Genomic DNA, 22266 nt, shown 5'->3' with positions numbered 1-22266 from the left:
GGATAATATCTTTGTAAGATTGCAGGCAGTCGGTGCGCGGTTGTTTTCTATGTCTTATTACGAATGAGGTCTGCAATTTTTGCTGCCTGTACATCAGGATTGCGACTCTCCATGATGAATTTTTCGGCTGCTTTGCCAAAATCGCTGCGTTCTTCGTTGGACTGACTGCACACGCTTACGATTGTATCACGCAGTGATTGCACGGTCTGTTCCGGAATAAAGTGTATGTGTTTGTCATACTCTTCGGAAAGGCAGTCGAGCCGATACATTATGGTGGGTGTTCCTGATGCGAGATATTCCATGGTTTTTGAAGGGAAGAAGTAGCGTGTGAATGTTTGTGTCGGCCGTATGGGATTTACGAGTACGGTTGCTTTTCTTTCAAATTGCAGGAGTTCGGTTCTGCTCATTGGTGGCAGAAGGGTTATCCGTGGGTCATCCTTTATGCGCTCACGTGCATTGTTCAGGTATTCTTTCTTGTTTCCATAGATTCTTATCCACAGTCTGTAGTTCGGGTCGTCGATTTGCCTGAAGGCTTCAATGAGGTCGTAGATTCCTGTACGTTCTTCGGCTTTTCCGATATATAGTACGGTCTTATGTTTCTCTTTTGGCGTAGAAAGGATGTTATGAGGGGTCCCTCCATAGATGCCGTCCACGACGACGGCTTGTTTTCCTTCTATTGGCAACATCTCTGCCATGTGTGGACTGAGCAGCACGAATGAATCCATGCGTTTGAGGCAGTGGTTGATGATACGACGGTCAATGGCTTTGGCGAATCTGTACAGTGGGTTGCTTTTTCCTGTCATGAATTGGGGCAGGTCGGGGACTATGATGCAGGTTTTTTCTACATGTTTTCTCATGGTCAGGACTGCTAACAGGAACGGGGTGTGAAGTCCATAGGACAGGATAATGTTATGCTCGCCGTTCCTGATGGATTTTCTTATTTCGGACCGCACACGTAGGAATCGTGACAGCAATGCGACTAATGGGAAATTAAGTAATCCCACATATACGTCCTCTGCTGTGTTGTCGCCGCGGTGTGAGAACGGTTGTTTGCTGAAATGCCATTTCTTTATCTTGGGAAAGGCTGAAACGGGTGCAGCGGAAATGACTCTGGTTTGGGGAAATTCCTTGTCGAGCCCTTTTAACAGTGCTGTCTGAAAGTTATGGGCAGGGAAGTCTATGTAGGACTTCAGGTGAATGAGTTCCTGTAATAATGTGTCGGGGTACAGGTATCCTATGTATATGAGATTCATGATTTATATCTTCTGAATGTTATTTTGTAATAGAGTGACGGACAATATACGGCCATGTTTCTGAACAGCCAGACGAATGGGTAGCGCCAAGGTGTTATGCGCCTGATCAATGTCAGGTAGTCCTTGTTGGAGTGAAGCGGATGGCGGAAATATGCCTTACGCTCCTGAAGGGTCATCTTGACGATGTTTTCCTTGTCGTCAGCCTTTGTCCAGTGGTCAAAATCACAATGTCCGCAGATTCCTGAAGTCACGTAAACGGGAAATCCTGCTCTTCTTGTCATTACCGAGTAGTCCGAGTCTGCGCAACCGTGCATGTAAGGATAGAAAACGCCTATGCTCCGGAATATGCTGTTGGGTACAAACATGATGTTTGCATTGAGCAGGTCACACTGTTGTGGTTTGCCCGACGGAATCAAGCGTTGCAGTTTGGCAGTGAACCTTGTCAGGAAGATTTCGCCTCCATAAGTCACCTCGCTGCGTTTTTCCTTAGATGCAATGATTCCAGCAACCAAAGCCTCTTTCCCATGACGTGTGCTGGCATATTGTTCGGCTTCGAATAGTTGGTTGAAACAATCTGCGGTCATGTCTGTATCGTCGTTAAGCAGCAGATAGTAGTCCCATTCCCGGTCTTTGGCTGCCACCTGCCATGAACAGTTCATACCACCTGCCCAGTACAGGTTCCCGTCACCTTGCTGTATATGTATTTCCTTGTCGGGAAAAGCATTTCGTACAGCCTCGGATGTGCCGTCGGTGCAGCCGTCGTCGGTCATATACACCACGATGTTCAGCTTCTCTTCCGATGTGGAATCGTAGCGTTCCTTGGCAGCATACAAGTGTCGTAAGGAAGAAATGGTTTTCTCCTTGCGGTTATGACACGTAATAATTGTAGCAATATGCTTCATTTACTTTTGTTTTAGATATATTTTACCGTCACAGTCATTGTCTGCCTCCATGTTCCCTCTGTAGAAATAGGGCGCCTTGTTATTTGGGTCACTCTCTTTTCCTTGACTGCTGAACTGGATGCTGTAGGAGGTAGGCGTATTGCGCACTTTGTTGCCATATACATGACAGTTGTTCGCACCGTCGTCCATATATATCCCTCTGTAATCCCATATCCCGATATAGTCGTGGATGTAGTTGTTTCTAATCACCGTCTTGTGATTTTGGGTCGAGACGTATATGGCACCACTGTCAATCAGCGTTCGTTTCTCGATGTTATCCAAGGTGATGTCAGTATAATACAATTCATTTTCCTCTATGATGCCTGAACACTTATATGTCATTTCATGACCCCAGAACACACCACTGTTCAGACCTGAATATCCAAAGTCCGACAGTACATTTCCCTTGACCAGAAAATCAGTTCCAATCGTCTGGACGAGAGGAATGTTGGTCATACCCGTCCCGCATTGCTCGAAACGGTTGTTCAGTACGTTGCTGTTCTTGCAGTCGTTGTTGGAACGCACAATTCCCGACGAGCAGAATATAGCCTTGTTCTCTTGGAACGTAAGATTATCCGTAGCAGTCACACACACAGCCAGGCTTTTTAGGTATCTGAACGAGTTGCCTGTGATGTTCAAACCCTTCGTAAACTTACAGTCCGACGCCTCTATCAGATACTTGTTCCAATTGTTCGCATTGCCGTTAAAGCATATACCATCAATATTAAAGGTCCTCAACTTGCATCCCTCCAATGAAACAAACGTGGTGTTGCGACATTCATGCAACCTGTCCTTTTCGGACTCTATGCGCCCGTCAGCGATAGAGTTAGGAGCAGATAACATATTGCACACCCTGAAACGTGGCATCTGTATGCGGACACGACAATGCTTCGTATAGGCATAGTCAAGGTTCACATTATACGTCTTCAGCCAGTTATCGTCGTTCAAGTCCGTACACTCAAAGAAGACACCCTCATCCGTTATCGCCGACACCTTGTAGATACTGCTCGTAAACCACATAGTCACCAATACATAAGTGTATCTGCACAACTCACCTGACTGAGGCTCCAAGCCTCGATATGGAATGAAACATCTTCCGCCGCTCCGGTCAACAACACGTATCGTATCATCAGCAATCATACTCTCGCTCCATATCGACAATTCCTGCAAATGATCATCCAGAAACGTATTCTGATGATTAAAGGCATAACAGTACCTGTCCCCTCGCGAATATCCCATACCATCCGAATAGACGACAGTACCCCTTTCACCGGAAATTGTAACAGAAGACCTCGGATAAGCAAGATCCTTTAAGTATATGTGATTCTCCGAGAATTTAAATCTCCCAGCAGCCAGTCTTACATGTATATCCCTTTCGCCACTCTCCAGTTGGCGAGTGATAATCGACGTCAGAGAATCAAACTGGCTCTGCGACCATACATCAATCACCCGTCGCGAATAAACATCAGAACAGACGGCACACGCCATAAAGCACACAACCCAATAGCCTATTTTTCCACACATTCTCATAAGCCGATGATTTCAAGATAATTCTCACAGATATTCTCCCAGTCATATCTGGGATGCCGCTGAGTGAAAGAAAGAATATTCCTGCGCATCTGCTCACGCCTGTCTGGATGCATTATCAGTTCAGAGAGGCACCGCGCCAACGACCGCGCATCTCCCGTCGGGAACAACATCCCAACATCAGGAGTGATAATCTCCCTGAAGCCCTCCAGGTCAGAAGCAACAATCGGAGTCCCAAACGGAAAAGCAGTCTGAGGAATACCACTCTGCGACATGCTCAAGTAAGGACAAACCACAGCATACGCCCGCTTAATCAAACCAACCAACTCACCATTACGGATAAAACGAGAAATTAACACATACCGGTCGTCCCCCCTCATCTCCTCTAAAACACCATCATCACCCTGCCCGCCGACCACAATCTTATAGCCACCCAAAGCCTCACCCATCAACCTTACAGCCTCATGCAAAACACCCAGACCCTTATATCGTCTGATGTAGCCAAAAAACAGAAAATACCTCTCAGGAAGCCCCTCCCGCACCTCCAATTCAGGCAACGAAGCAAAAGACTCAAACAGACCGAAAGGATTCACACGCACCAAGTCCATGTCAACACCAGCAATCCGCCCAATATCACCCCTCGAATGATCCGAAAACAACACAATCCTACAACCCTTGCGTATCACCTCAGCCAACAACCTCGACGGCTTCACACAAGGCTTGCCATGATTCCACACCTCATGCAACGAAACAACCACATTGCCACCCAAGTAACGAAGCAAGTCAGCCATATGCCCCATGTCATAGTTGCATATCACGTTAATCGCATCATAACACCGCCCGTTTATCACCCGCGCAGCACCATAAGCCTGACACCTCATAACCAGCCCCATAACACTACGCACCACAGGAACAGAACCCAGCGGCCTAACCTGCGAAAACACATAAATCCGCAGATTATCATTACCAACATACCTGCTGATACCACCATACACCTCCATCGGAACAACATTCACCCCATAACGCTCCGCACGATAGTCCAGCTCGCAAGCCTCAGGCTCATGTATCACCCTCTTGTAGTAATACAAATCAACCCCGTAGCCCCTTAAACACAACTGACGAATCAAAGGCAGCGTACTACCCATGAAACCCTCCGTAATAAAAGCAATCCTCCTCACCATAAATCTCAAATCTCAAACCTCAAATCTCAAACCTTAAAAGACTTGACAAATTGAATCAATACCTCCCGAACCGTAACACCATAGCGCCTCCTGTTTCTCAGCCAGAACAACACATTACATCTACACACACGCAAGTCCTTACGAATCATGTCATTAATATGCAACCTGAAATGCCTCGGCATCATCACCTTCAGCAGCCCTATCGTGACCAACTCCTGCCGCGTGCCAGACACATACCCACCTAAATAAGACTCAAACCACTCCCACTGCAACAACAGCGCGTCAGCCTTACCCCTGAAATGACCATCCGACGAAATCGAAAAACGATTCTTACGATACTCGAAGCAAACCCTCTCCGTATTCGCAATACCACACGGCGTAGCAGCCATCACAGCAGAAATATCATCACTGCCCCAAGCAAAAGGCAAAACGAAAAAACCACCACGCTCCATCAGCGGCACCCTCTTATAGCAAAAATCACCCACAAACTGCTGACGACCCATACCAGCCCATCTATAATAAATCAGCTCCAACGCAGACTCGTGCTCACGTCGAGGCTCCAGCAACTCACACACATCACCACACTCATCAATAATCACAGTCTGGCCATGCAAAACATCCACCTGAGGATACCTCTCAATCAAACGCCTGTACTCATCCAGACAACAAGGCAAAAGCCTGTCATCATCACCCATACAGATCACATAATCACCAGAACAAAACTTCAGGCAACCATTCCAGTTCTCACACAGATGCTCAGCACCCAAATTGCGCTCATTCACAAAATACCTTATCCGGGAGTCACTCAGGCGAGGACCAACCACCCCACCCAGATCCTCCGGCGAGCAGTCGTTCACCACAATCAGCTCCCAATCACCGCAAGTCTGAGCAATGACACTGTCAATAGCCTCACCCAAATAACGCCCTTTATATGATGGAATTACTACGGAAAACAACATATGCGACATTATTTTTGTACAAGTTCTTTCTCCATGACAAGGTCTTTCCTGTCATCAACATACAGAGAACATATATATATCATACATATCCAGTTGAATGTCTCGATACGGTTTCTATAAGGGAAGATAAATATGGAAATCACTCCCGAACAGATAATAAACAGCTTGATATACAGCGGAATCTTGTGCCTGTATGTAACCATTATCCGGTAAATCACGTAGAAATAAGCCAGAGCCCACACCCAGCCAAAATAAATCGATTCACCGAAAAAACCAATGTCAGAAGGATGATATAACTTATGCTGAAGTTCAGAAAACCACGGCTTGCTGGTGCCATGACCAAATAACACACCTATAGGATCCGTCAGATTGTAATCCATGATGTACTCGATAAACTCAAAACGTATGGCATGCGAGAAATTGTCGTCCTTACTGTCTTGAATCAGCTCGCCAAACAACTCATCCCAGAAAATCCCTAATGCCACAAGGCAAACACCACCCAGCAAACATGCCAGGATCTTTACACTCCGCCCTTTAATCATAAAGAACGATATCCCTAACGTGAATAACGTAGATGCCAAAATCTGCTTGGTCAGATAGAGATATAAAGAAACAACAAGCAACGCCGACAGTATTGCCCAGTGCAGGCGAAACGTCTTCAGCAACCTGCTCCAGAAAAAACACATTATAAGCATCTGGACATGATAACTTCCCACAAAGAAACGTACCAAACCATTCCTCTTCTCAGCCAAGACCACATCACGCAAATCCTCAGGGTCACCACCGAATATGGCAAACAAGGGATCTATCTGTTGAGCTAACTGAATTCCTACCGTTATCAATGCATACAGCCCCAATATCCACAAAATCATCTTTTCGCTGAACTTGAAATGATAGAAAATGAAAAAGAATGCTCCAACATATGTCCAAGAAAGAATTTGAGAAAACTCCTCAATCAGGATGCCACCCTGCAAAAACGATGACAAAACAATGCAAAACGGCCATATCGTAATAAAAGCAGCGTAGTATTTGAATGTGATAGGCTGATTTACATGCTGAATAAAATACAGAGTCGCCACTGCAATGCACACCATGCCCATCAGCAGATAATATCGCACCTGTACAATGTATGCCCAACCAATCAGATTGAACCCGTTGCCCAGAATCACAGCTAATACAAACACAACCAAGACCATCATGATATTCTTAGCAAGCATCATGACACCAAGTCTGTCTGTTGTCGTATTACCCGTTATCATACGTCTGTCGTTATATCCGTAACTTCTCTATAAGCCCAATCGCTACAGGAGACTTTATATAATATTTCTGAATCACTATTGTAAACAACAGCACCACCGAACCTGTCGTCAGCAGAATTATCAGGTCACTTGTAGCCATTGTCCTGCGCATCAGATAAAGAACCAAAGCCAAAGGCGCATAGCATATCATGTAGCGTCCTATAGTCCGTAACGGCAATGCATAACGGGTCTTCCTGCAGACAAAAAGCAATGTTGCCGTCAGAACGGCCAATTCAGACGAAAGCCACACAATGGCAGAGCCCGTCGCACCATACATCTTTACAATCAGAAAGTTTGCCAATACAGCCAGTGAAGCACCTATTACGGAATTTCGCAAGACAATCCTGTCATAGTTGCGAGGGATAAGAATCTGTAAAACCAGAATCTGTTCATAGCCGATAATAAATACCAAAGGAGCAATAATGCGGAATGGCAGATAAGCCCCTTCAAAACCATTTCCCAGCAGGAAATGCAGAATGTTGGGCGCAAATATGATGGAAAACACCGTTACAGGGAAAGAAAAACAAGCCAAAGCCTCGACCGAAAGCCTTATCTTCTTCCAGAATTCCTCTTCATTGCCTAAGGCATGCAGAGCCGACAGCCTGGGTAACATGACGCCCGTAAAAGCAGTAAACACAGATATGATAATCGTATACAGCTTCGTCGCAGATGTGTAGTAACCCACTTGGTCGGTGTCAGTAACAAACCCCAGCCACGTCACATTCATAGTAGTATAGATAGACGTGATAATTTTGTATAAACCCATTGAGAAAAACGTTGCCAGCAGCGGTTTTATTGATATATCCTTTAGGGAGAACGTAACAAATTTTCGGGTATAAATCATATTCCAACCAGCATTCAGCACAATTGTCGCAACCGTAAGGATGTAATACGTGGAATAATCCTCTGGCTTTCTAATGAAGACAAATATTGCTACTACATATATTAGTTTGACAGCAATGGTGCGCTTCGTGATGTAAGCAAAGTTCTCCATTCCTGTATAGAACCACTCTATCAGAAATATGTTTGCAATCAGTTTTAGGACACCAATATACAGCAGTTTGCGATATTGAGCCAATGCAGGGACAGTGTACATGGCAGTCAGCAATATGACCAATGCAATGGCAGTGCTGATAATATTAAGCAAAAGTATGCTGTAGAATATTTTTGAGCGTCTTTCCCGATCATCCTTGTGCACGGCAATTTCACGTATTCCACACGTGGCAATACCCATCATGGAGAATAAGATGAAATAGTTGATGATACTGTCAACGAAGTCGCATATGCCAATGCCACTCACCCCAAGAATGCGTGACACGTAAGGGTAGGTCAGCAGTGGAAAGACATATCCGCTTGCCGTTAAAATAAAGCTATATGCAAAATTCCTTTTAATGCTCATCGTATCTCATGTGCACCTTGTTGTCAGCGTGCAGCAAATGCCTTCTTGAATTCGGACCTCCCGACATACAGCGTAGTGCATACCGTTGCCAGGAACAGCATTGCAATGACAAATATCATGCGTCTGGGTCCCGCTGGTCTTATCGGAACCGTGCTGCATTGTAGGATGGTAAATACCGGAGTGCGCTCCTGCAGTTTAGCCTTGGCAGCCTGCAGCTGAGTCTGCATGGTCTGGTATGTAGAGAAGCACATCGACATCTCATTCTCCAGCTTGTCGCGCTCGGATGCATAGACCTGTAGAACCGTACTCTCATGGGTATCACAGAAATGGCTGTATTTCACAACTGAGCGGTCATAGTCAGCCTTTGCCTTCTCGGTAAGTTTTGTATAATACTCGACATCCATACGCGCTTTACTTGTCCTGTAGTCTGTTATTACAGCCTGTAACCGCTGACAGACACTATCTGCCAAAGTAGCTGATACCAGAGGGTCCTGGGAACGTATCGAAATGGTTACCACATCTGTCTTTTTATTCACCGAGCAACGTATCATGCCCTCCAATGCCTTGGTCAACAACATGTCCTGCTCGCTCAAGATAAACGGATCTATCTTTCCATCGGCTTTACCTACTGGTTTGTCGGAATTCTTCCATTCGTTTATTTTCTCAATCAGCCATGTTTTGGGATAATTGTAGAAAGCATCCTTCTGGTGCTTCAGTAGATAGGTATGTAGGTCACACTCAACCTTGCCGTCTAATGTCTTGACCTTAACATCAAACAGCGAAACCAGGAATTGCTTGGAACCAATAAGATCGGGATACAGTTCGGGGTATATGGCATCCTTGCTCATGCCAATACCTAAGTTCACACCGAAATTACTTGCCAAAGCCCCAAGTCCGCCACTTGACGAAAGATCTACTATTTCTGGCGCCAGAACCTCGCTCGCATCATAATATCTGGGCTGAGGAAATATATATATACAAGCAAGGATAAAGGTTACTACCCACACTTTTAGCAACAACATTTTCCTGCTCCAAAGATCCTTGAAGATCTTTCCGAAATCTATGGTTTGTCTATTGTTTTCCATACTTGAGAATTGTAGCTAATGTCCAAAATCCAAATCCTTTCATCCTATTTCACAATATTTGCTATTGTTGCAATCATCGCGGCGATGCTGCTGACGCTTGAGCCGATGGTGAGCCATTCTGTCAGTGAGCGTCCACTGTTCTTGGGCTTGCTCGGAACTATGATTTCACAGCCGGGTTGCACCTTGGCGTTATGACCGACTTTTGCCACCTTGCCGTTCATATAGATGATGTAGGTATTGCTCTTCTTCGCACGGTTACCCCATCCACCGGCTTGGTCGATGTAGTATGACGGGCGCTTGCCTTTCTCGTAGGTCACGGTGTTCGGATACATCACGTCGCCCGAAATCTTAACCGTACCGTTGTATTCGGGAACGAAGATGCGGTCGCCTTCCCGCAGCACGATGTCCTCGTCGCAACCGGGATTCTTCAGTGCTTTCTCGAAATCGACACCTACGGGATAGGTGTCACCCAGTTCCAGCAAGGCTATGTTCAAGGTGTCTTTCTGTCCTGCCTGTGCCTGCAACATCCTCAGTACGGTTTGCATCCGCAAGCGCTCGTCCTCGTTCGTGCGGCGTTCAAGGCGTGCTCCGCGAATATATGCGAGGTCGTTCAGACCGCCTGCTTTCTTGATGATGTCTGATATGCGCTCGTTCTTGCTTGAGAGGGTATAGACACCGGCAAACATGACGTTGCCTTCCACGCGGACATTCTTTTGGATGTTGAATCCCGGGCTTTGACGGACGTAAATCTCGTCGTATGGCATCAGGACGAAGCCCGGCTCGCCGTCGATGACGAAGCCATCTTTGAGTGCGAGCGTGAAGGTCTGTGAGATAATGCTGTCAGGGCTGGTTGCCTTGGGATTGTTTATGCGGCGGGCGATATCCACTTTCACCGTTGAAGCGGTCTCTTTCAGACCACCTGCCTGGAGAATCAGGTCTTCCACCGTCTCGTTGGCTGCATATTTATAGATACCGGGGTAGTGCACCTCACCATGGATGGTGAGCGTGCGTTCCTGCATCATCTCTTGTTTGGTCGGGATGAAGAGCACGTCGTTTGCCTGCAGGGGGATGTCTGCCGCTCTGCCGTCCAAGATTCCTTGCACATCTACGGGTATCACTTCCAGTGTGCGGTCGGCTCTCATGCGGTGCATCACGGCGTGGTCGGTAAATGCTTCTTCGCGCACTCCTTCGGCATGTTCAATCAGTGTGCGCACGCTGTTGATGTCGTTGCCCACCTCGTACATTCCCGGGCGGAAGACGGCTCCCTTCACCTCCACGCTGTTCTCGAAGCGTGCGATGATTGAATCTACGCTTACCGAGTCCTCGTCGGATACATGGAATGAACTGAGGTCGAATTCTTCGATGTTGTGGATGGAATATTGTCTGCCGGTCTTGCGGATGAGGCGAACCGACTTTGTATAGGCATCGCCCGTAAATCCACCGGCATATTTCAGCAGGGTAGCGACACTCTCGTTCTTCTTCATCTCGTAATACATGGGGCGTTTCACCTTACCCGTGATATTTACCAGACAGTCGTAGGTGCCCACATAAATCACGTCGTTGTCAGCCAGATGTATGTTGACCGACTTTCCGTTCAGGATATGGTCATACACGTCGATTGCAGCAATCATTCTTCCGTTGCGATAGACCTTGATGTTGCGCAGCGTTCCCACATCATTGATGCCGCCTGCCATGTAGAGCGCGTTGAGTGGGGTGGAGAAGGCGGAGAGCGTATAGGTGCCGGGTACGTTCACTTCGCCATATACGTTTACCGTCACGCTGCGTGTCTGACCGACACTCAGGCGTATGCGGCTGCTGCTGTATCGTGCTCCGAGTGTCGAACGCAGTTGGGCGTTGGCTTGCGAAACGGTCAGTCCGCCCACCTGGACGGGTCCGAAGCCTTCGATGGTCACCGTTCCTTCGGGCGACACAACGCCCTGAACGGTTTTTTGCGAGGCACCATAGACGTCAATGAACACGGCATCGCCAGGTCCCAGGACGTAGTCTCGCGGGGTGGCAATATTCATGGCTGGCGCAAACGACAGGTTCTTGTTGTTGAAGATGTCGCGTCCCCACACTTTCTTCTTGTTGCGTTTCTGCTGTTCCAACAGGCGTTTATACATTGTTGCAGTGTCCGTCGGCAGCAAGTCGTCCATCGCACCTTGCATTTCCGTGAACTCCTTGTCGTTCTCGTCGAAAGTGTAGAGTTCCGGATTATAGCCGCTATTGCCGATTCGCTGTGACGAACCTTCCTCCGTTTCTTTCTGAACGTTGTTCGTGCGTGTCCGGTCGTCGTTGGTCTTGCCGATGCTTGCGTCCGACACGGCACCCAGTCCCTTGTCCTGTGCGATGCGCTCATACTTCTTCTGTACACGGCGAATCTGGCTGATGTCCACACCGTTCTGTATCAATTTCGTTACAATCTGTCCACGCGAGTTGCCAGCCTTATACTCTTTTGCTATAAAGTTCATCACTTGGTCGTCTGTCATCGACGACTGACCAAGCACACTCAGTGGAAGCAGCACTGCTGTCAATATTACCAACAATTTTCTTTTCATATCTCAGTATAATTCTCTGTTTTCTGTTTTTTATGTTCAACTCTTTGTCTTCGCGGGAACTGATGTGTCTTTTCAGAACTCTTTCCCGCTCAGCAGACAGAATATCGTGTTTACGACAATCTTGAAGTCCATCCACAGCGAGCGGTTCTCCAAGTAGCGGATATCCATTTCCAGACGCTTCAGCATCTTCTCCATCGTGTCGGTATAGCCGTTATACAGCGTCGCCTCCGATGTGAGTCCCGGGCGCATCTCGTAGATTAACTCGTAATCATTCGTGTGCTCCATGATTTTCTCGATGAAGTAGCGGCGCTCGGGACGCGGACCCACCAGCGACATGTCGCCTTTCAGCACGTTCCACAGCTGCGGCAGTTCGTCCAGATGGTGTTTGCGGATGAAACGTTCCACGCGCGTGCTCTGTGCGGCATCGGGCATTGAGATGAGTTGAGGACCCTCGTCCTCGACCACGCTACTCATCGTCCGAAACTTGTATATGTTGAACGGTTTGCCGCCATAGCCGATGCGTTCTTGCGAGAAGAACACCCGACCGCCGCGCTGACACTTCAGTAACACTGCTATCACGATAAAGACGGGAGAGAGCAAAACCAGTCCCAATGCCGCACAGACAATATCTGTCATGCGTTTGATCGAACGTTCTGCAACCCCCATTGCGTCGTGGCTATAATTCAGGCATGAAGCCTTTTTCGAGTATATGTTTTCCAAATGCGTTTCTTCTTTAATTAATATAATAACTGAAAAAAGTGTAAAATGTTGTAGCAAAACCCATTTTTCTTTGAAAGAATGTGGCGTTTTCATGAAAAAATCGTAACTTTGCCGGCACAAAGATGCAGAAAATACCGCTGATAATCGTCGATTAACAGCCTGATTGAAAAGGGGTTGACTGGATTTGACAATCAACCCCTATTTTTATGAAGAAAACTAAAGCAATAAAACTCTACTAAACGCTGATAAATAAAAGAAAGTTGAAAAAATGGTCGTGTGGAAAGATTTGCTTTATTTAGCCTTAAATATACTTAAATTGCCACACTTTTTCCACACATTCTTTCCACACATGAAATATAATTTGTAACTTTGCCAACGGAAAAAGGTACTTACATTATGGCAAAAGCAAAGTTATTTAACTCAAAAGAGGCTCTTTTGGAGGGCTATTGTGATTTAAACAGAACTCCCCATCTTGACAACTATCTGACAAAGGGGAAAGGTGGTCGTAAGGTTTATTTGCTCGGTAGAGTGCTGCCGTCGGGCAATATATCCCTTATGCGTTATTCATGTAGCAATGGCAAACGCCAACGTGAAATGCTTAACGTAGTGTTGAAACTTGAAGTGGATGCAAACGTAAAGCGAGAGAATGAAGAAAAGTTGAGATTGCAGGCTTTGGCTTGTGATGCGCTTAACGCTGACCTTGAAAGGAGAGAGGCAAACTTTCAATCATCTATAAAGTCAAAAGTCTTGCTTCTTGATTTCATTAGACAAGTTGGTGAGGCTGCGTTGCGAGAGACAGGAAACCGTCATAGTATGTATGCAACTATGAACTCTTTAGCGAAACACGTTGAGGCTTATGCAGGAACGGACACACGTTTTAAAGAAGTTAATGAGGATTGGTTACGTGGCTTTATCGACTATCTAAAGCATGATGCACTTAACGTAAATTTCACACGTACAGAGAAAGAGGGTAGGCGCAAAGAGATAAATATATCTCAAAACACACAGCATCGTTTGATAGTGAACATTAACTATGTACTGAATAAGGCGGTGAAGAAGCACCTAATCACATCAAACCCTATGGACTTGTTAGATAATAGTGATAAGGTATCAGCAAAGTCTGGCACACGTGAGTATCTTACAAGTGAAGAAGTGGAATTGTTGATGGGAACGCCATTTACACATGGCAAATATCATATAAAAGAAGCGTTTTTGTTCTCATGCTATACTGGGTTACGCTTTTCAGACCTCAAACAACTAAAGATGTCGGATTTTCGCTTTGACAGAAAACATGGTTGGTATCTTAAAATAAAGATGGTTAAGACGAGAGAACCGCTTACAATCTTTATCCCGAATGTTGCTTATGATTTATTGCCTGCTACGGAAGATGAAGATAGACCAGTGTTTGACCTACCTAAAAATGATTATGCGAATCAGGCTCTTCAAAGATGGTTGAAAGATGCAGGTATCAAAGGAAAGCACATCACTTTCCATTGTGCTCGTCATTCTGCGGCAACAATATTGTATAGTGCAGGATTGCCATTGCAGACAATTCAGAAGCAACTCGGACACATCAAGGCGCAAACAACGGAGATTTACGCTAAGATGATGGAAGACGCTCAACATGAGGCAAGTAGTAAGATGGATGAACTTTTTAAGCATTGATGTTATGGCAAAAAGAGCAAAGAAAAGTGTAGTAAGTTCTGAATGGACTAAGCCAAACGATGAATTGCTCAATAGTCCTCACATGTGGACGGATATTGAGGATATTAGCGTTCCCGTTGATAATTCTACATTAAGTTCAATGGTAGAGAGCATTGAAAAAATAAAAGAAAAAGACCCGCTGTCTTCATGGCTGATGGAAAGTTCTATTAAATATATGGATAGACCATTGAAAGTTCTAAAAGCAGCAGCACCAAAGCACATAATAAAAGAAGTTAAATGTTGTTTTGATTGTGTTCTACATGGTGAGCAGGTGGCAGAACTGTTACCCATGCTCAATGAATTAGTTTTCGCTGTAGAACAAAACATAGACGATGTGGAGGCGTTGTTAAAATGTGAAAGAAAACGTGTACGGGTAAAGAATAACAGACATTTGGCTTATTTCCTGCATACTCTGGAAAAAGAAGAATTGATTTGTTTCGATTGGAACCAAGTAGCAGAAGACAACAAGGTTTTTGAATCTAAGAAAGGGACGGTGATAACTGCATCAAACTTGTCCTCATCGCTTAATCGTTTTGGTTTTTTAATCGATAAAGATAAAGATAGTGAACGTGTAATAGAGATAAAAAAGAAGATTGAAGATGCCGTTAAGAGTGCAAAAGGTTGATACCTTTTTGCACCTTTTTTTCTATCAACCCCATTTAAGTTTCTTCTGTTTGCTTTTATTGTACTTTTGCATCGGCAACGGACAAAAGTGCGCACAAATCCAATGCCATAAATTTAATTTTAGAAAAAAGAATTATGGCAAAAGAAACAAAAGTGGAAACACCACAAAAAGCAGACAGATACGCAAAGTATCTGACCGCAAGACAAGCCGCTGATTACATTGGCGCAAGTATAAACTATCTCTACAAGTTGACAGCAGGACATAAATTGCCGTTCTACAATCCAATGGGGCGCAAGTTGCTGTTTAAACGTACAGAACTTGACGCATGGGTTGAGGCAGCAAGAGTGCCTACTGACGATGAACTGATTAGTAGAGTGCAGACTGAACAAATAAAGAAAGGAGGTCTGTTATGATTGACACCGTTAAGTTAAGACTGAATTATACGGAGTCACCAACATTCAATGTTGGTCAGTATTTAGACAATTCCAAAAGTAACATGAACACAGATACTGGTGAGTTGTGGGGGAGTGGTACACTTAGGAATATGCACGTGTTCTATAATGGCGGTAGTATAGTCGTTGAGGGCAGTATTGGAGGTTTCCTTTTCCCGAATAATTCACGCATACCAAAGAGACAAGACGTAGGGACTGCAATAGAGCAATTAAGTGATTTGCTCCATCTGCCAATGTCAAACGCTCTGGTGGTTCGCTTGGATTGTGGCTATCATTGGAATATGGAACGTCCAGCCAACCATTATTTCCCTCTGTTATGTGAAGCAACCTATTTTGAACGATTGAATCAAACGGCAACTACGTTGAAGTATGCCAAAGGGGGAAAGAAAGAAACTAATGTACTCATCTTCTACGATAAGGCTAAAGAGTGCAAGAATAAAGGGAAACCGCTACTTGACGGCTTTGGCGAAAACGTGTTGCGGTATGAATGTCGTTGGGTGAGTAGGGTGTCACGTCAATTCGGTTTAGGTCAACTAACAGCATCAATCCTAACCAACGAAGATTTCTATCACTCAATGGTAAAAAGATGGGGCGATTTCTATGAGAGTATCAATAAGAGCTTTCGTGGCGATTATGATATGCCATTAATGGGTAATGTGCGTTTGGCAAATGATTTTATTTATAGCATATTGTTAAATCTCCAAGACGCAGGCGTTGTTATTGACATTGAAAAGACAATGAAAGATAGTAATGTCTTTGGAGAAAAGGGGTGGCAATATGATAACCTACGACGGAGTATTATAAATCGTAGGGCAAAAGTTGAACAATATGCTTCTTATGGTTTGACAGATGAACTTAATGATAAAGTTCGTGATGTTGTAAATAATTGCGAATAAATGTCTTCTAACGGCTTTTCGTGGCATTGGTGGTAAATCTATCACTAATGCTGCGAAAACCGCTTAGAACGGCTTGAAATAGGTTTAAAAGATATGACAAATAGAGAACATACGCAACAGCAGGTTTTGGGATTGTCGTTTGCTATATTCGATAATAACATGAATAGCCTCATCAATGAAATAAACTGCGCCATCAAGAAAAGCGAAACACCAGAGTGGAGGGAACAATTAGAACGCTCTTTCATTTTGATGCAGGAGATTAGAGAAAGAGCGTCTGAAGCAATGATAGTGATAGATGAATATGAACGAAAAACATCAATAGGAGAAAAGTTAATAAATTGGTTGTGCGCTACCTGGTATAAAGTCATTCACAATCAATGATACTAATACCATATTGAGTAAATATTGCCAAGGTAGGTATATATACATATATGCGTGATATATTAATTAATACAATATAATTAATTATATAATAATAGAGGGAGCATTATCGGAAATGTTAAAAATGGAGTTCCCTAAACAGTTATTTTGCAATAATCCATGAGTTTTGAAATATTTTGTGTACATTTGCACCTGCATCTTGGATGCTAACATATTTGCTCAATCGCTCTCGAATCACCACCTCGAAAAGATGCGAGCAAAAGAATATACATTGGGAACGTGCCCATAATGGCGCGGACTTATCCCATAGTATATTCGGCTTGTGGTGAGCCTGAGAGCGTATGGCGAGGGTCTGCGCTTTCTTTTTTAAGTTAGTGCATGACATAAAGACAGTATTAACTTAAAACAGATAATTATGAGTGACATTCTTAGTATTTTGACCAAAGACGAAAAGGATTTTATAGAGAAGTACGGGATAAGCCCGTCAGACATTTATGATGCTCGTGGTGAAATCGTAAAGGTGTATCACGATAAAGCAAAAGCTCTTGGATGCAAATTTGTTGTCAATAGCTGTATGTATGGTCACAGATTAAAAGACCGAAATGGTCATTGTATTGTATGCCATCCTAAATATATTACATACCAAAAACGTGAGACTAATGGCGGTATTCTGTATATAGCCAAATATGACAAATATTGTAAAGTGGGAATAATAGAAAGTAAGCGGACTTCAGTTGAAGCATTAATCAGACATCGTGAGTATCAGTTGAACAGCGAAGATGGCTATGGGGGATATGTCGGGTGGAAGATTCCTAAATACTGGATTGTTGATAAGAATATTGGGAAAGTAGAGCGTGGAGCACACATTTTACTGAATGATTATAAGGTTGATAGTTATTATTGGCACAGCGCAGAATTAACACCAACAACGGAGCTTTTTAAGTGTTCATTAAAAAAAGCGGAAGAAGCTGTTCTTATGTCTTTAGAAACTAACAAATAAAGCCGACGGGCAACGGCATATAAACGCCCACCTAAAACAATGAAAAAATTAGTATTTTTTTTAGCTGCATTCCACTTTGTTGTGTCCTGTAACACGAAGGGTAATAGTTTGGAAAGCGAAAGTGTCCTTAATAAAGAACAGTTACAAGGTGCATGGTATGCCAAGTCTTTAGAAGTGAATAATCAAATTATTGATACTCATGAGCATCCAGAATGCTTGTCTGCATTTGTTTTCAAAGATGATAAGGTGAAACTTATTCAAATGAGTAACAATTCAGAAAATGGAGGCTATTATAAAATTAGCAATGATACTATTTATATTCATGATTTAGTAACAGACCAATGTGTCATGAAACTTAAAGTTAATGAAATAACTGAGAAAAGATTAGATTTAAACGTATTAGACGAGCAAGGTGTTAAAATGATGTTAGAACGAATGGAAGATAAACAATAATTTGTGTAAATATGACAAAAAAAAGAATTAACTATTTATGTTTGACTATACTTATATTGAGCGCATTTTTTTCTGGTATGTGTTATGATTTGATAGGGAATGACATCAAGAATAAAGAGTTCAATCTGAGTATATCGGAAAAGGCAAACAAGGATAAGATGTCTATTGATGGTTTTCTCTATGACATGGGGAAAAAAGGATATGGTTCATATCAGTCAGACCGTTATGATTACGAAGAACATCAACGCAAATATGAGAAGCGTCGTGACGAGATTAACAATCTTAAAACCGTAAGAGCGATTTCCTCAATTGTTATTATGATTATTGGCATATATTCCGCTTTCATTATTTACAAGAAAAGAATAAATTAGTATAATAAAGGAGATATGAAAAAATGTTTGTTTTTAAGTGTGATGACACTATTTGTTTTGTTCTCTTGCACACAAACAAAAGAAGACAAGATTAGGAATGAGTTTAAGAATTATGTTAGTTCAAACTTCGATGACCCTAATAGTTTAAAAGAAATATTGAGTATAGAACCAATTGATACTATCACTTACGAAAGTATTCGGAATGGTGTTATGGCTCTTCATGGTATTGATAGTTTAACGAATTCAAGTGATACTATTGAAAAGGAGCAAAGTGAAATAATATTAAGCAAAATAAGAGCGCATAAATATAATCCTTATTACAAGGAAGAACTAATGTCTATGGTTTTGCGTAAAGCGGAACTTAGCAGAGCTTTGATTTCGTGGATTGATGACTATGGTTTTGCTTTGCTAAACGCCATGAGTGATTCCACGGATAATTCATTGAATCGATTAAAGGGGCTTAATATATGTCAATACAAATTAAAGGCAAGGATTAAAGAGAAAGATGGCTTAAAACTTAGGGAGTATTATGCCTTAGAAGATAGTGTCGGTTTTAGATTTTTTGATAATAAACCCACATTTAATGATTATTCAGAAGGAACAGCAGAATTCTATAAAGTGGCAAGGGAATATGAAGACATCATGACTATCCGAAAAAATATAATAAATGAGAAACTGGAGGTGAATCAGAAAATGCTGAGAATCTTGGATTAGTTTTTTTAAATTTTTCGGAACTATTATTGGCACCAAGTAAAAAGAGCGCAATCACAGAAAGCCCCGCTCCACCTCTTTTAATACATATTTTAATACATAAGGCTCTACATATCTTTCACAGACTGTAGAGCCTTAATTTATGAGCAAAGAAACAACCATTCTTTGATGCAAAGGTACAAAAAATCATTGAAAAGACCATAAGACAACCCAGTTTGTGATGTTTAGAAATAAACTTTGAGGGTACTTAACTATACAAATTAACACCTTACTATAAGGAGATTATATAGTCTTTCTTTGAAGTGTGGAACGAATGTTAAGTTGATAAAAACTTTGTAAAATGCTTGTTTTATCGGAGAAAAGTTGTATCTTTGCACCATGAAAAGGGCGTGAAAATGTGGTTATGAAGTACCTTTTTCCACACTTTTGCCACACACGCACCTTTCTCTGTATCAAAACGGCTTGATAATCAAGAGAAAACAACTAAATGGGGTTGACTGGATTTGACGGCAAGATGAGATGGTATGTAAGCACGCGGAGACTCGTTGGCTTTCTCCTAAAACAAAGTGAACAGACAATTAATTGGCAACAATAAGTATGCTCTCGCTGCTTAATCGAAGCACAGTAGATTATTAGCTTAATCCAGTCACCAGGTGACAGGACGAGACGTCACTCCGAGGGTAATGTTCCGAATCTGAAGATCAAGTGGCGCACGTAAAATCGGAAATAGCACAGGTATGCCTCGATGCAGGTGTGAAATCTTAGAGGATAAGGCATCAGTTGGTGGTCCAGGTCTTGCTGCTGCTCGAAAACCAAAGGCTGGAATAAGCGTGTAGAAAGCATATGGTTTCCTTGTTCGGACGAGGGTTCGAATCCCTCCAGCTCCACCCGAAAGAGCCCGAAAAAGGGCAGTACGCACAAGGGAGGACTTCAGATTGATGTCCTCCTTTTTTGTAAAAGAAAGACCAATGCAACCATAAGAAAAACGAAAAACTATGAAGAGAATCATCATGATTGTTACGCTTCTCTGCGTCATGGCATCAGTATCGGCGCAGCGGACGGGTTTTGAAGACGCCGTGAACAACCTTGTCTATACCCGCGAATCGCGTGAGGATGTGCAGGAACGTCTTCAGCAAATAGCGGAGCAGATGGCGTCGAGAGAGGCAAAAGTCGAGACCGTTCGCTTGACCGACGGCGAAGGAGGAAATGCTTTCTGGACCGATGGCATGGTCTGCTATTACCTGCATTCCTCGCACGATGGAAAGCGCGGGACGAAAGTGGTTCTCGAACCGTTCGATACGGAAATGGGGCATACGCTCGTGTTCACTCCCAACCGTCAGGGAACGCTTCTCCTCCAAGGGAAAGGATATAGCCTGCAATGTGCACGGGCAGGGAAGTGGCAGATGCTCATCGTGCGCAATCAGCAGGGGCGTGCCGTAGAACTGTACACAAAGAGTGAGGCACAAAGGGACTTCTACCGTTTTCCGCTCACCGACACACGGCGGGATATGCATGATGCGTATGACGGTCTCTACCAGACAGCGACGGGAAATTACGTCGTTTTCGGACCGGGCGAGTGTTATGATGTCAAGACTTACGACAGAGACCCGGGGTGTTTTTTCGGTGTACCTGTAGGGACTGAAGACAATAACTACACCGACAGAATCTCATACGGCGGCGGACGAATCAGCCGAGGCAACCCTTCTTCCGAAAAATACCAGATGGACATGCCTGGTGGCGGCGGTGCAGGAGCTATCATGCACGCAATGGTGTGGGCACTGAGACCCACGGCGGAGGGCATGGATGTGAAGGTCGTATATGATGAGCCGTTCGTTGATCATTCTCCGCGACTGAACGAGACGGAATCGCTCAGGCATGTTGCGTCGCCATACGGCGAGACGGTGCCCGGGCAATGGGCATTCGCGTCGGTAAGACCCGTCTCGCGAGGAATGCTCCATCGCTTCTCTAAAAACATTCTCCGACTGATGCGCAACGAAATATACGCCCGTCACGGACACCGGTTTCCGACTGCCCCTGACCTCCAACAGCACTTTGATGCACAGGCGTGGTATCAGCCCCGGAAGACGCCGACACCTCTCACGGCGATTGAGCAGCTGAATGTGCAAATCATACAGGCGGAAGAAGCCGACAGGCAGTAACTGCCCACTTATCTTTGACAGCAAACGGCTATAAAAGCGTTCTTTTATCTTCGTTTGGGTTGAGTGTATGCTGAAATCACAGAATTGTTTTTTTGACGACAGCGAAGAGCAGGGGAAATCTATCGTTTTTCTTGACAGTTTTCGAGTGGCGGTTTAGGTTTCTTTACAAAAATTAACGCGCTACAAGGCTGTATATTTTAGTCGGTGGACTCTCGGAAGGGCGGAAGCGTTTTGTGCGCTCCTGCGAAAAGTTCTCTGAAAATCAACGGGTTAGAAAGCGGTAATTTATGGTTTATACAAAATCTATGCGAGGTCGTGTTGTGAAAGTTGGACTTTCACCTCCTCAAAGTGCAACTTTTAGCAGCTAAAAGTTATGCTTTTGCAGCCTAAAAATTCAACTTTTGGAAGCCGTTTTCATACTTTTTCGAGGAAAATCGTGCCCGTTTTGCATAATTATTCGGAAACTCTCGTATATTCATTCAGAAACTTTCGTCTTTCGTGTAAGCATTTTTCGGGTGAAATCTTTACATTTTAACAATTAAAAAAAACGACTAATTCCCGCCCACATCGTCACAGAAAATTGCTCGAACGGA

20 protein-coding genes and 1 other RNA gene are annotated in these 22266 nt (G+C 43.9%); 11 read left to right on the top strand and 10 right to left on the bottom strand.

From position 1 onward, the window contains the following. Nucleotides 1-47: 47 nt before the first annotated feature. From GRF55_RS08230 to GRF55_RS08185, 10 genes are all read right to left on the bottom strand, one after another. Nucleotides 48-1253, bottom strand: a complete 1206-nt coding sequence (locus GRF55_RS08230; RefSeq protein WP_220367958.1) for a glycosyltransferase family 4 protein — start codon at nt 1251-1253, stop codon at nt 48-50. After that, on the bottom strand, nt 1250-2155 hold the full coding sequence (locus GRF55_RS08225; RefSeq protein ID WP_220367957.1) for a glycosyltransferase family 2 protein: 906 nt from the start codon (nt 2153-2155) through the stop codon (nt 1250-1252). The genes GRF55_RS08230 and GRF55_RS08225 overlap by 4 nt, the downstream gene beginning before the upstream one ends. After that, a complete protein-coding gene (locus GRF55_RS08220) occupies nt 2156-3724 on the bottom strand; it encodes a right-handed parallel beta-helix repeat-containing protein (protein ID WP_220367956.1) in 1569 nt (522 codons plus the stop codon). Continuing rightward, nucleotides 3721-4902, bottom strand: a complete 1182-nt coding sequence (locus GRF55_RS08215) for a glycosyltransferase family 4 protein (RefSeq protein ID WP_220367955.1) — start codon at nt 4900-4902, stop codon at nt 3721-3723. Before GRF55_RS08215 ends, GRF55_RS08220 begins: the two co-directional genes overlap by 4 nt. A 26-nt stretch (nt 4903-4928) precedes the next feature. Further along, nucleotides 4929-5870 carry a glycosyltransferase gene (locus tag GRF55_RS08210; RefSeq protein WP_220367954.1) on the bottom strand — a complete coding sequence of 314 codons (942 nt, stop codon included), beginning with the start codon at nt 5868-5870 and terminating at the stop codon, nt 4929-4931. Continuing rightward, nucleotides 5870-7120, bottom strand: coding sequence for a hypothetical protein (locus GRF55_RS08205; protein ID WP_220367953.1), 1251 nt, complete (start codon nt 7118-7120; stop codon nt 5870-5872). Before GRF55_RS08205 ends, GRF55_RS08210 begins: the two co-directional genes overlap by 1 nt. 10 nt (nt 7121-7130) lie before the next feature. After that, on the bottom strand, nt 7131-8558 hold the full coding sequence (locus tag GRF55_RS08200; RefSeq protein WP_220367952.1) for a flippase: 1428 nt from the start codon (nt 8556-8558) through the stop codon (nt 7131-7133). Between the two features lie 23 nt (nt 8559-8581). Further along, complete coding sequence (locus GRF55_RS08195) at nt 8582-9643, bottom strand: Wzz/FepE/Etk N-terminal domain-containing protein (protein WP_220367951.1); 1062 nt, start codon at nt 9641-9643, stop codon at nt 8582-8584. A 44-nt stretch (nt 9644-9687) separates the two neighbouring features. Then, the gene (locus GRF55_RS08190) at nt 9688-12201 is read right to left on the bottom strand and encodes an SLBB domain-containing protein (RefSeq protein ID WP_220367950.1); all 2514 of its coding nucleotides are present in this window, start codon (nt 12199-12201) and stop codon (nt 9688-9690) included. 72 nt (nt 12202-12273) lie between these two features. Further along, nucleotides 12274-12837: a sugar transferase gene (locus GRF55_RS08185; RefSeq protein WP_255563764.1), complete on the bottom strand. Its 564-nt coding sequence runs from the start codon at nt 12835-12837 to the stop codon at nt 12274-12276. Between the two features lie 480 nt (nt 12838-13317). Between GRF55_RS08185 and GRF55_RS08180 the strand changes: the two genes are divergently transcribed. The 11 genes from GRF55_RS08180 (at nt 13318) to GRF55_RS08130 (ending at nt 21673) form a co-directional block, all read left to right on the top strand. Further along, entirely contained in the window at nt 13318-14586 is a 1269-nt protein-coding gene (locus GRF55_RS08180) for a site-specific integrase (RefSeq protein ID WP_220367949.1), read from the top strand. Next, entirely contained in the window at nt 14546-15250 is a 705-nt protein-coding gene (locus GRF55_RS08175) for a hypothetical protein (RefSeq protein ID WP_220369715.1), read from the top strand. Before GRF55_RS08180 ends, GRF55_RS08175 begins: the two co-directional genes overlap by 41 nt. A gap of 134 nt (nt 15251-15384) precedes the next feature. Then, on the top strand, nt 15385-15663 hold the full coding sequence (locus tag GRF55_RS08170) for an excisionase family DNA-binding protein (protein ID WP_220367948.1): 279 nt from the start codon (nt 15385-15387) through the stop codon (nt 15661-15663). A gap of 83 nt (nt 15664-15746) precedes the next feature. Then, entirely contained in the window at nt 15747-16598 is an 852-nt protein-coding gene (locus GRF55_RS08165) for a phage/plasmid replication protein (protein WP_220367947.1), read from the top strand. Between the two features lie 93 nt (nt 16599-16691). Beyond that, complete coding sequence (locus GRF55_RS08160) at nt 16692-16979, top strand: hypothetical protein (RefSeq protein ID WP_220367946.1); 288 nt, start codon at nt 16692-16694, stop codon at nt 16977-16979. 415 nt (nt 16980-17394) lie between these two features. Beyond that, a complete protein-coding gene (locus GRF55_RS08155; RefSeq protein ID WP_220367945.1) occupies nt 17395-17979 on the top strand; it encodes a hypothetical protein in 585 nt (194 codons plus the stop codon). Nucleotides 17980-18018: 39 nt separating this feature from the next. Beyond that, a complete protein-coding gene (locus tag GRF55_RS08150; protein ID WP_220367944.1) occupies nt 18019-18432 on the top strand; it encodes a hypothetical protein in 414 nt (137 codons plus the stop codon). Nucleotides 18433-18443: 11 nt separating this feature from the next. Beyond that, nucleotides 18444-18803, top strand: coding sequence for a hypothetical protein (locus GRF55_RS08145; RefSeq protein ID WP_220367943.1), 360 nt, complete (start codon nt 18444-18446; stop codon nt 18801-18803). A gap of 15 nt (nt 18804-18818) precedes the next feature. Next, nucleotides 18819-19517, top strand: coding sequence for a hypothetical protein (locus tag GRF55_RS08140; protein ID WP_220367942.1), 699 nt, complete (start codon nt 18819-18821; stop codon nt 19515-19517). A gap of 486 nt (nt 19518-20003) precedes the next feature. Further along, nucleotides 20004-20404, top strand: a transfer-messenger RNA (tmRNA) gene (ssrA, locus tag GRF55_RS08135). Between the two features lie 105 nt (nt 20405-20509). After that, on the top strand, nt 20510-21673 hold the full coding sequence (locus GRF55_RS08130) for a YARHG domain-containing protein (RefSeq protein WP_220367941.1): 1164 nt from the start codon (nt 20510-20512) through the stop codon (nt 21671-21673). Nucleotides 21674-22266 lie beyond the last annotated feature (593 nt).

The sequence above is a fragment of the Prevotella sp. Rep29 genome (genome assembly GCF_019551475.1).
In the GTDB taxonomy this organism is placed as follows: domain Bacteria; phylum Bacteroidota; class Bacteroidia; order Bacteroidales; family Bacteroidaceae; genus Prevotella.
Note: the sequence above shows the minus strand (reverse complement) of the source record. Positions and strands in the feature narration are given on the sequence as shown.

Excerpts from the sequence above, each read along its gene's own strand:
- GRF55_RS08230 (WP_220367958.1), bottom strand. The coding sequence starts at position 1,253 with ATGAATCTCATATACATAGGATACCTGTACCCCGACACATTATTACAG.
- GRF55_RS08225 (WP_220367957.1), bottom strand. The coding sequence starts at position 2,155 with ATGAAGCATATTGCTACAATTATTACGTGTCATAACCGCAAGGAGAAA.
- GRF55_RS08220 (WP_220367956.1), bottom strand. The coding sequence starts at position 3,724 with ATGAGAATGTGTGGAAAAATAGGCTATTGGGTTGTGTGCTTTATGGCG.
- GRF55_RS08215 (WP_220367955.1), bottom strand. The coding sequence starts at position 4,902 with ATGGTGAGGAGGATTGCTTTTATTACGGAGGGTTTCATGGGTAGTACG.
- GRF55_RS08210 (WP_220367954.1), bottom strand. The coding sequence starts at position 5,870 with ATGTCGCATATGTTGTTTTCCGTAGTAATTCCATCATATAAAGGGCGT.
- GRF55_RS08205 (WP_220367953.1), bottom strand. The coding sequence starts at position 7,120 with ATGATAACGGGTAATACGACAACAGACAGACTTGGTGTCATGATGCTT.
- GRF55_RS08200 (WP_220367952.1), bottom strand. The coding sequence starts at position 8,558 with ATGAGCATTAAAAGGAATTTTGCATATAGCTTTATTTTAACGGCAAGC.
- GRF55_RS08195 (WP_220367951.1), bottom strand. The coding sequence starts at position 9,643 with ATGGAAAACAATAGACAAACCATAGATTTCGGAAAGATCTTCAAGGAT.
- GRF55_RS08190 (WP_220367950.1), bottom strand. The coding sequence starts at position 12,201 with ATGAAAAGAAAATTGTTGGTAATATTGACAGCAGTGCTGCTTCCACTG.
- GRF55_RS08185 (WP_255563764.1), bottom strand. The coding sequence starts at position 12,837 with ATGACAGATATTGTCTGTGCGGCATTGGGACTGGTTTTGCTCTCTCCC.
- GRF55_RS08180 (WP_220367949.1), top strand. The coding sequence starts at position 13,318 with ATGGCAAAAGCAAAGTTATTTAACTCAAAAGAGGCTCTTTTGGAGGGC.
- GRF55_RS08175 (WP_220369715.1), top strand. The coding sequence starts at position 14,546 with ATGAGGCAAGTAGTAAGATGGATGAACTTTTTAAGCATTGATGTTATG.
- GRF55_RS08170 (WP_220367948.1), top strand. The coding sequence starts at position 15,385 with ATGGCAAAAGAAACAAAAGTGGAAACACCACAAAAAGCAGACAGATAC.
- GRF55_RS08165 (WP_220367947.1), top strand. The coding sequence starts at position 15,747 with ATGAACACAGATACTGGTGAGTTGTGGGGGAGTGGTACACTTAGGAAT.
- GRF55_RS08160 (WP_220367946.1), top strand. The coding sequence starts at position 16,692 with ATGACAAATAGAGAACATACGCAACAGCAGGTTTTGGGATTGTCGTTT.
- GRF55_RS08155 (WP_220367945.1), top strand. The coding sequence starts at position 17,395 with ATGAGTGACATTCTTAGTATTTTGACCAAAGACGAAAAGGATTTTATA.
- GRF55_RS08150 (WP_220367944.1), top strand. The coding sequence starts at position 18,019 with ATGAAAAAATTAGTATTTTTTTTAGCTGCATTCCACTTTGTTGTGTCC.
- GRF55_RS08145 (WP_220367943.1), top strand. The coding sequence starts at position 18,444 with ATGACAAAAAAAAGAATTAACTATTTATGTTTGACTATACTTATATTG.
- GRF55_RS08140 (WP_220367942.1), top strand. The coding sequence starts at position 18,819 with ATGAAAAAATGTTTGTTTTTAAGTGTGATGACACTATTTGTTTTGTTC.
- GRF55_RS08130 (WP_220367941.1), top strand. The coding sequence starts at position 20,510 with ATGAAGAGAATCATCATGATTGTTACGCTTCTCTGCGTCATGGCATCA.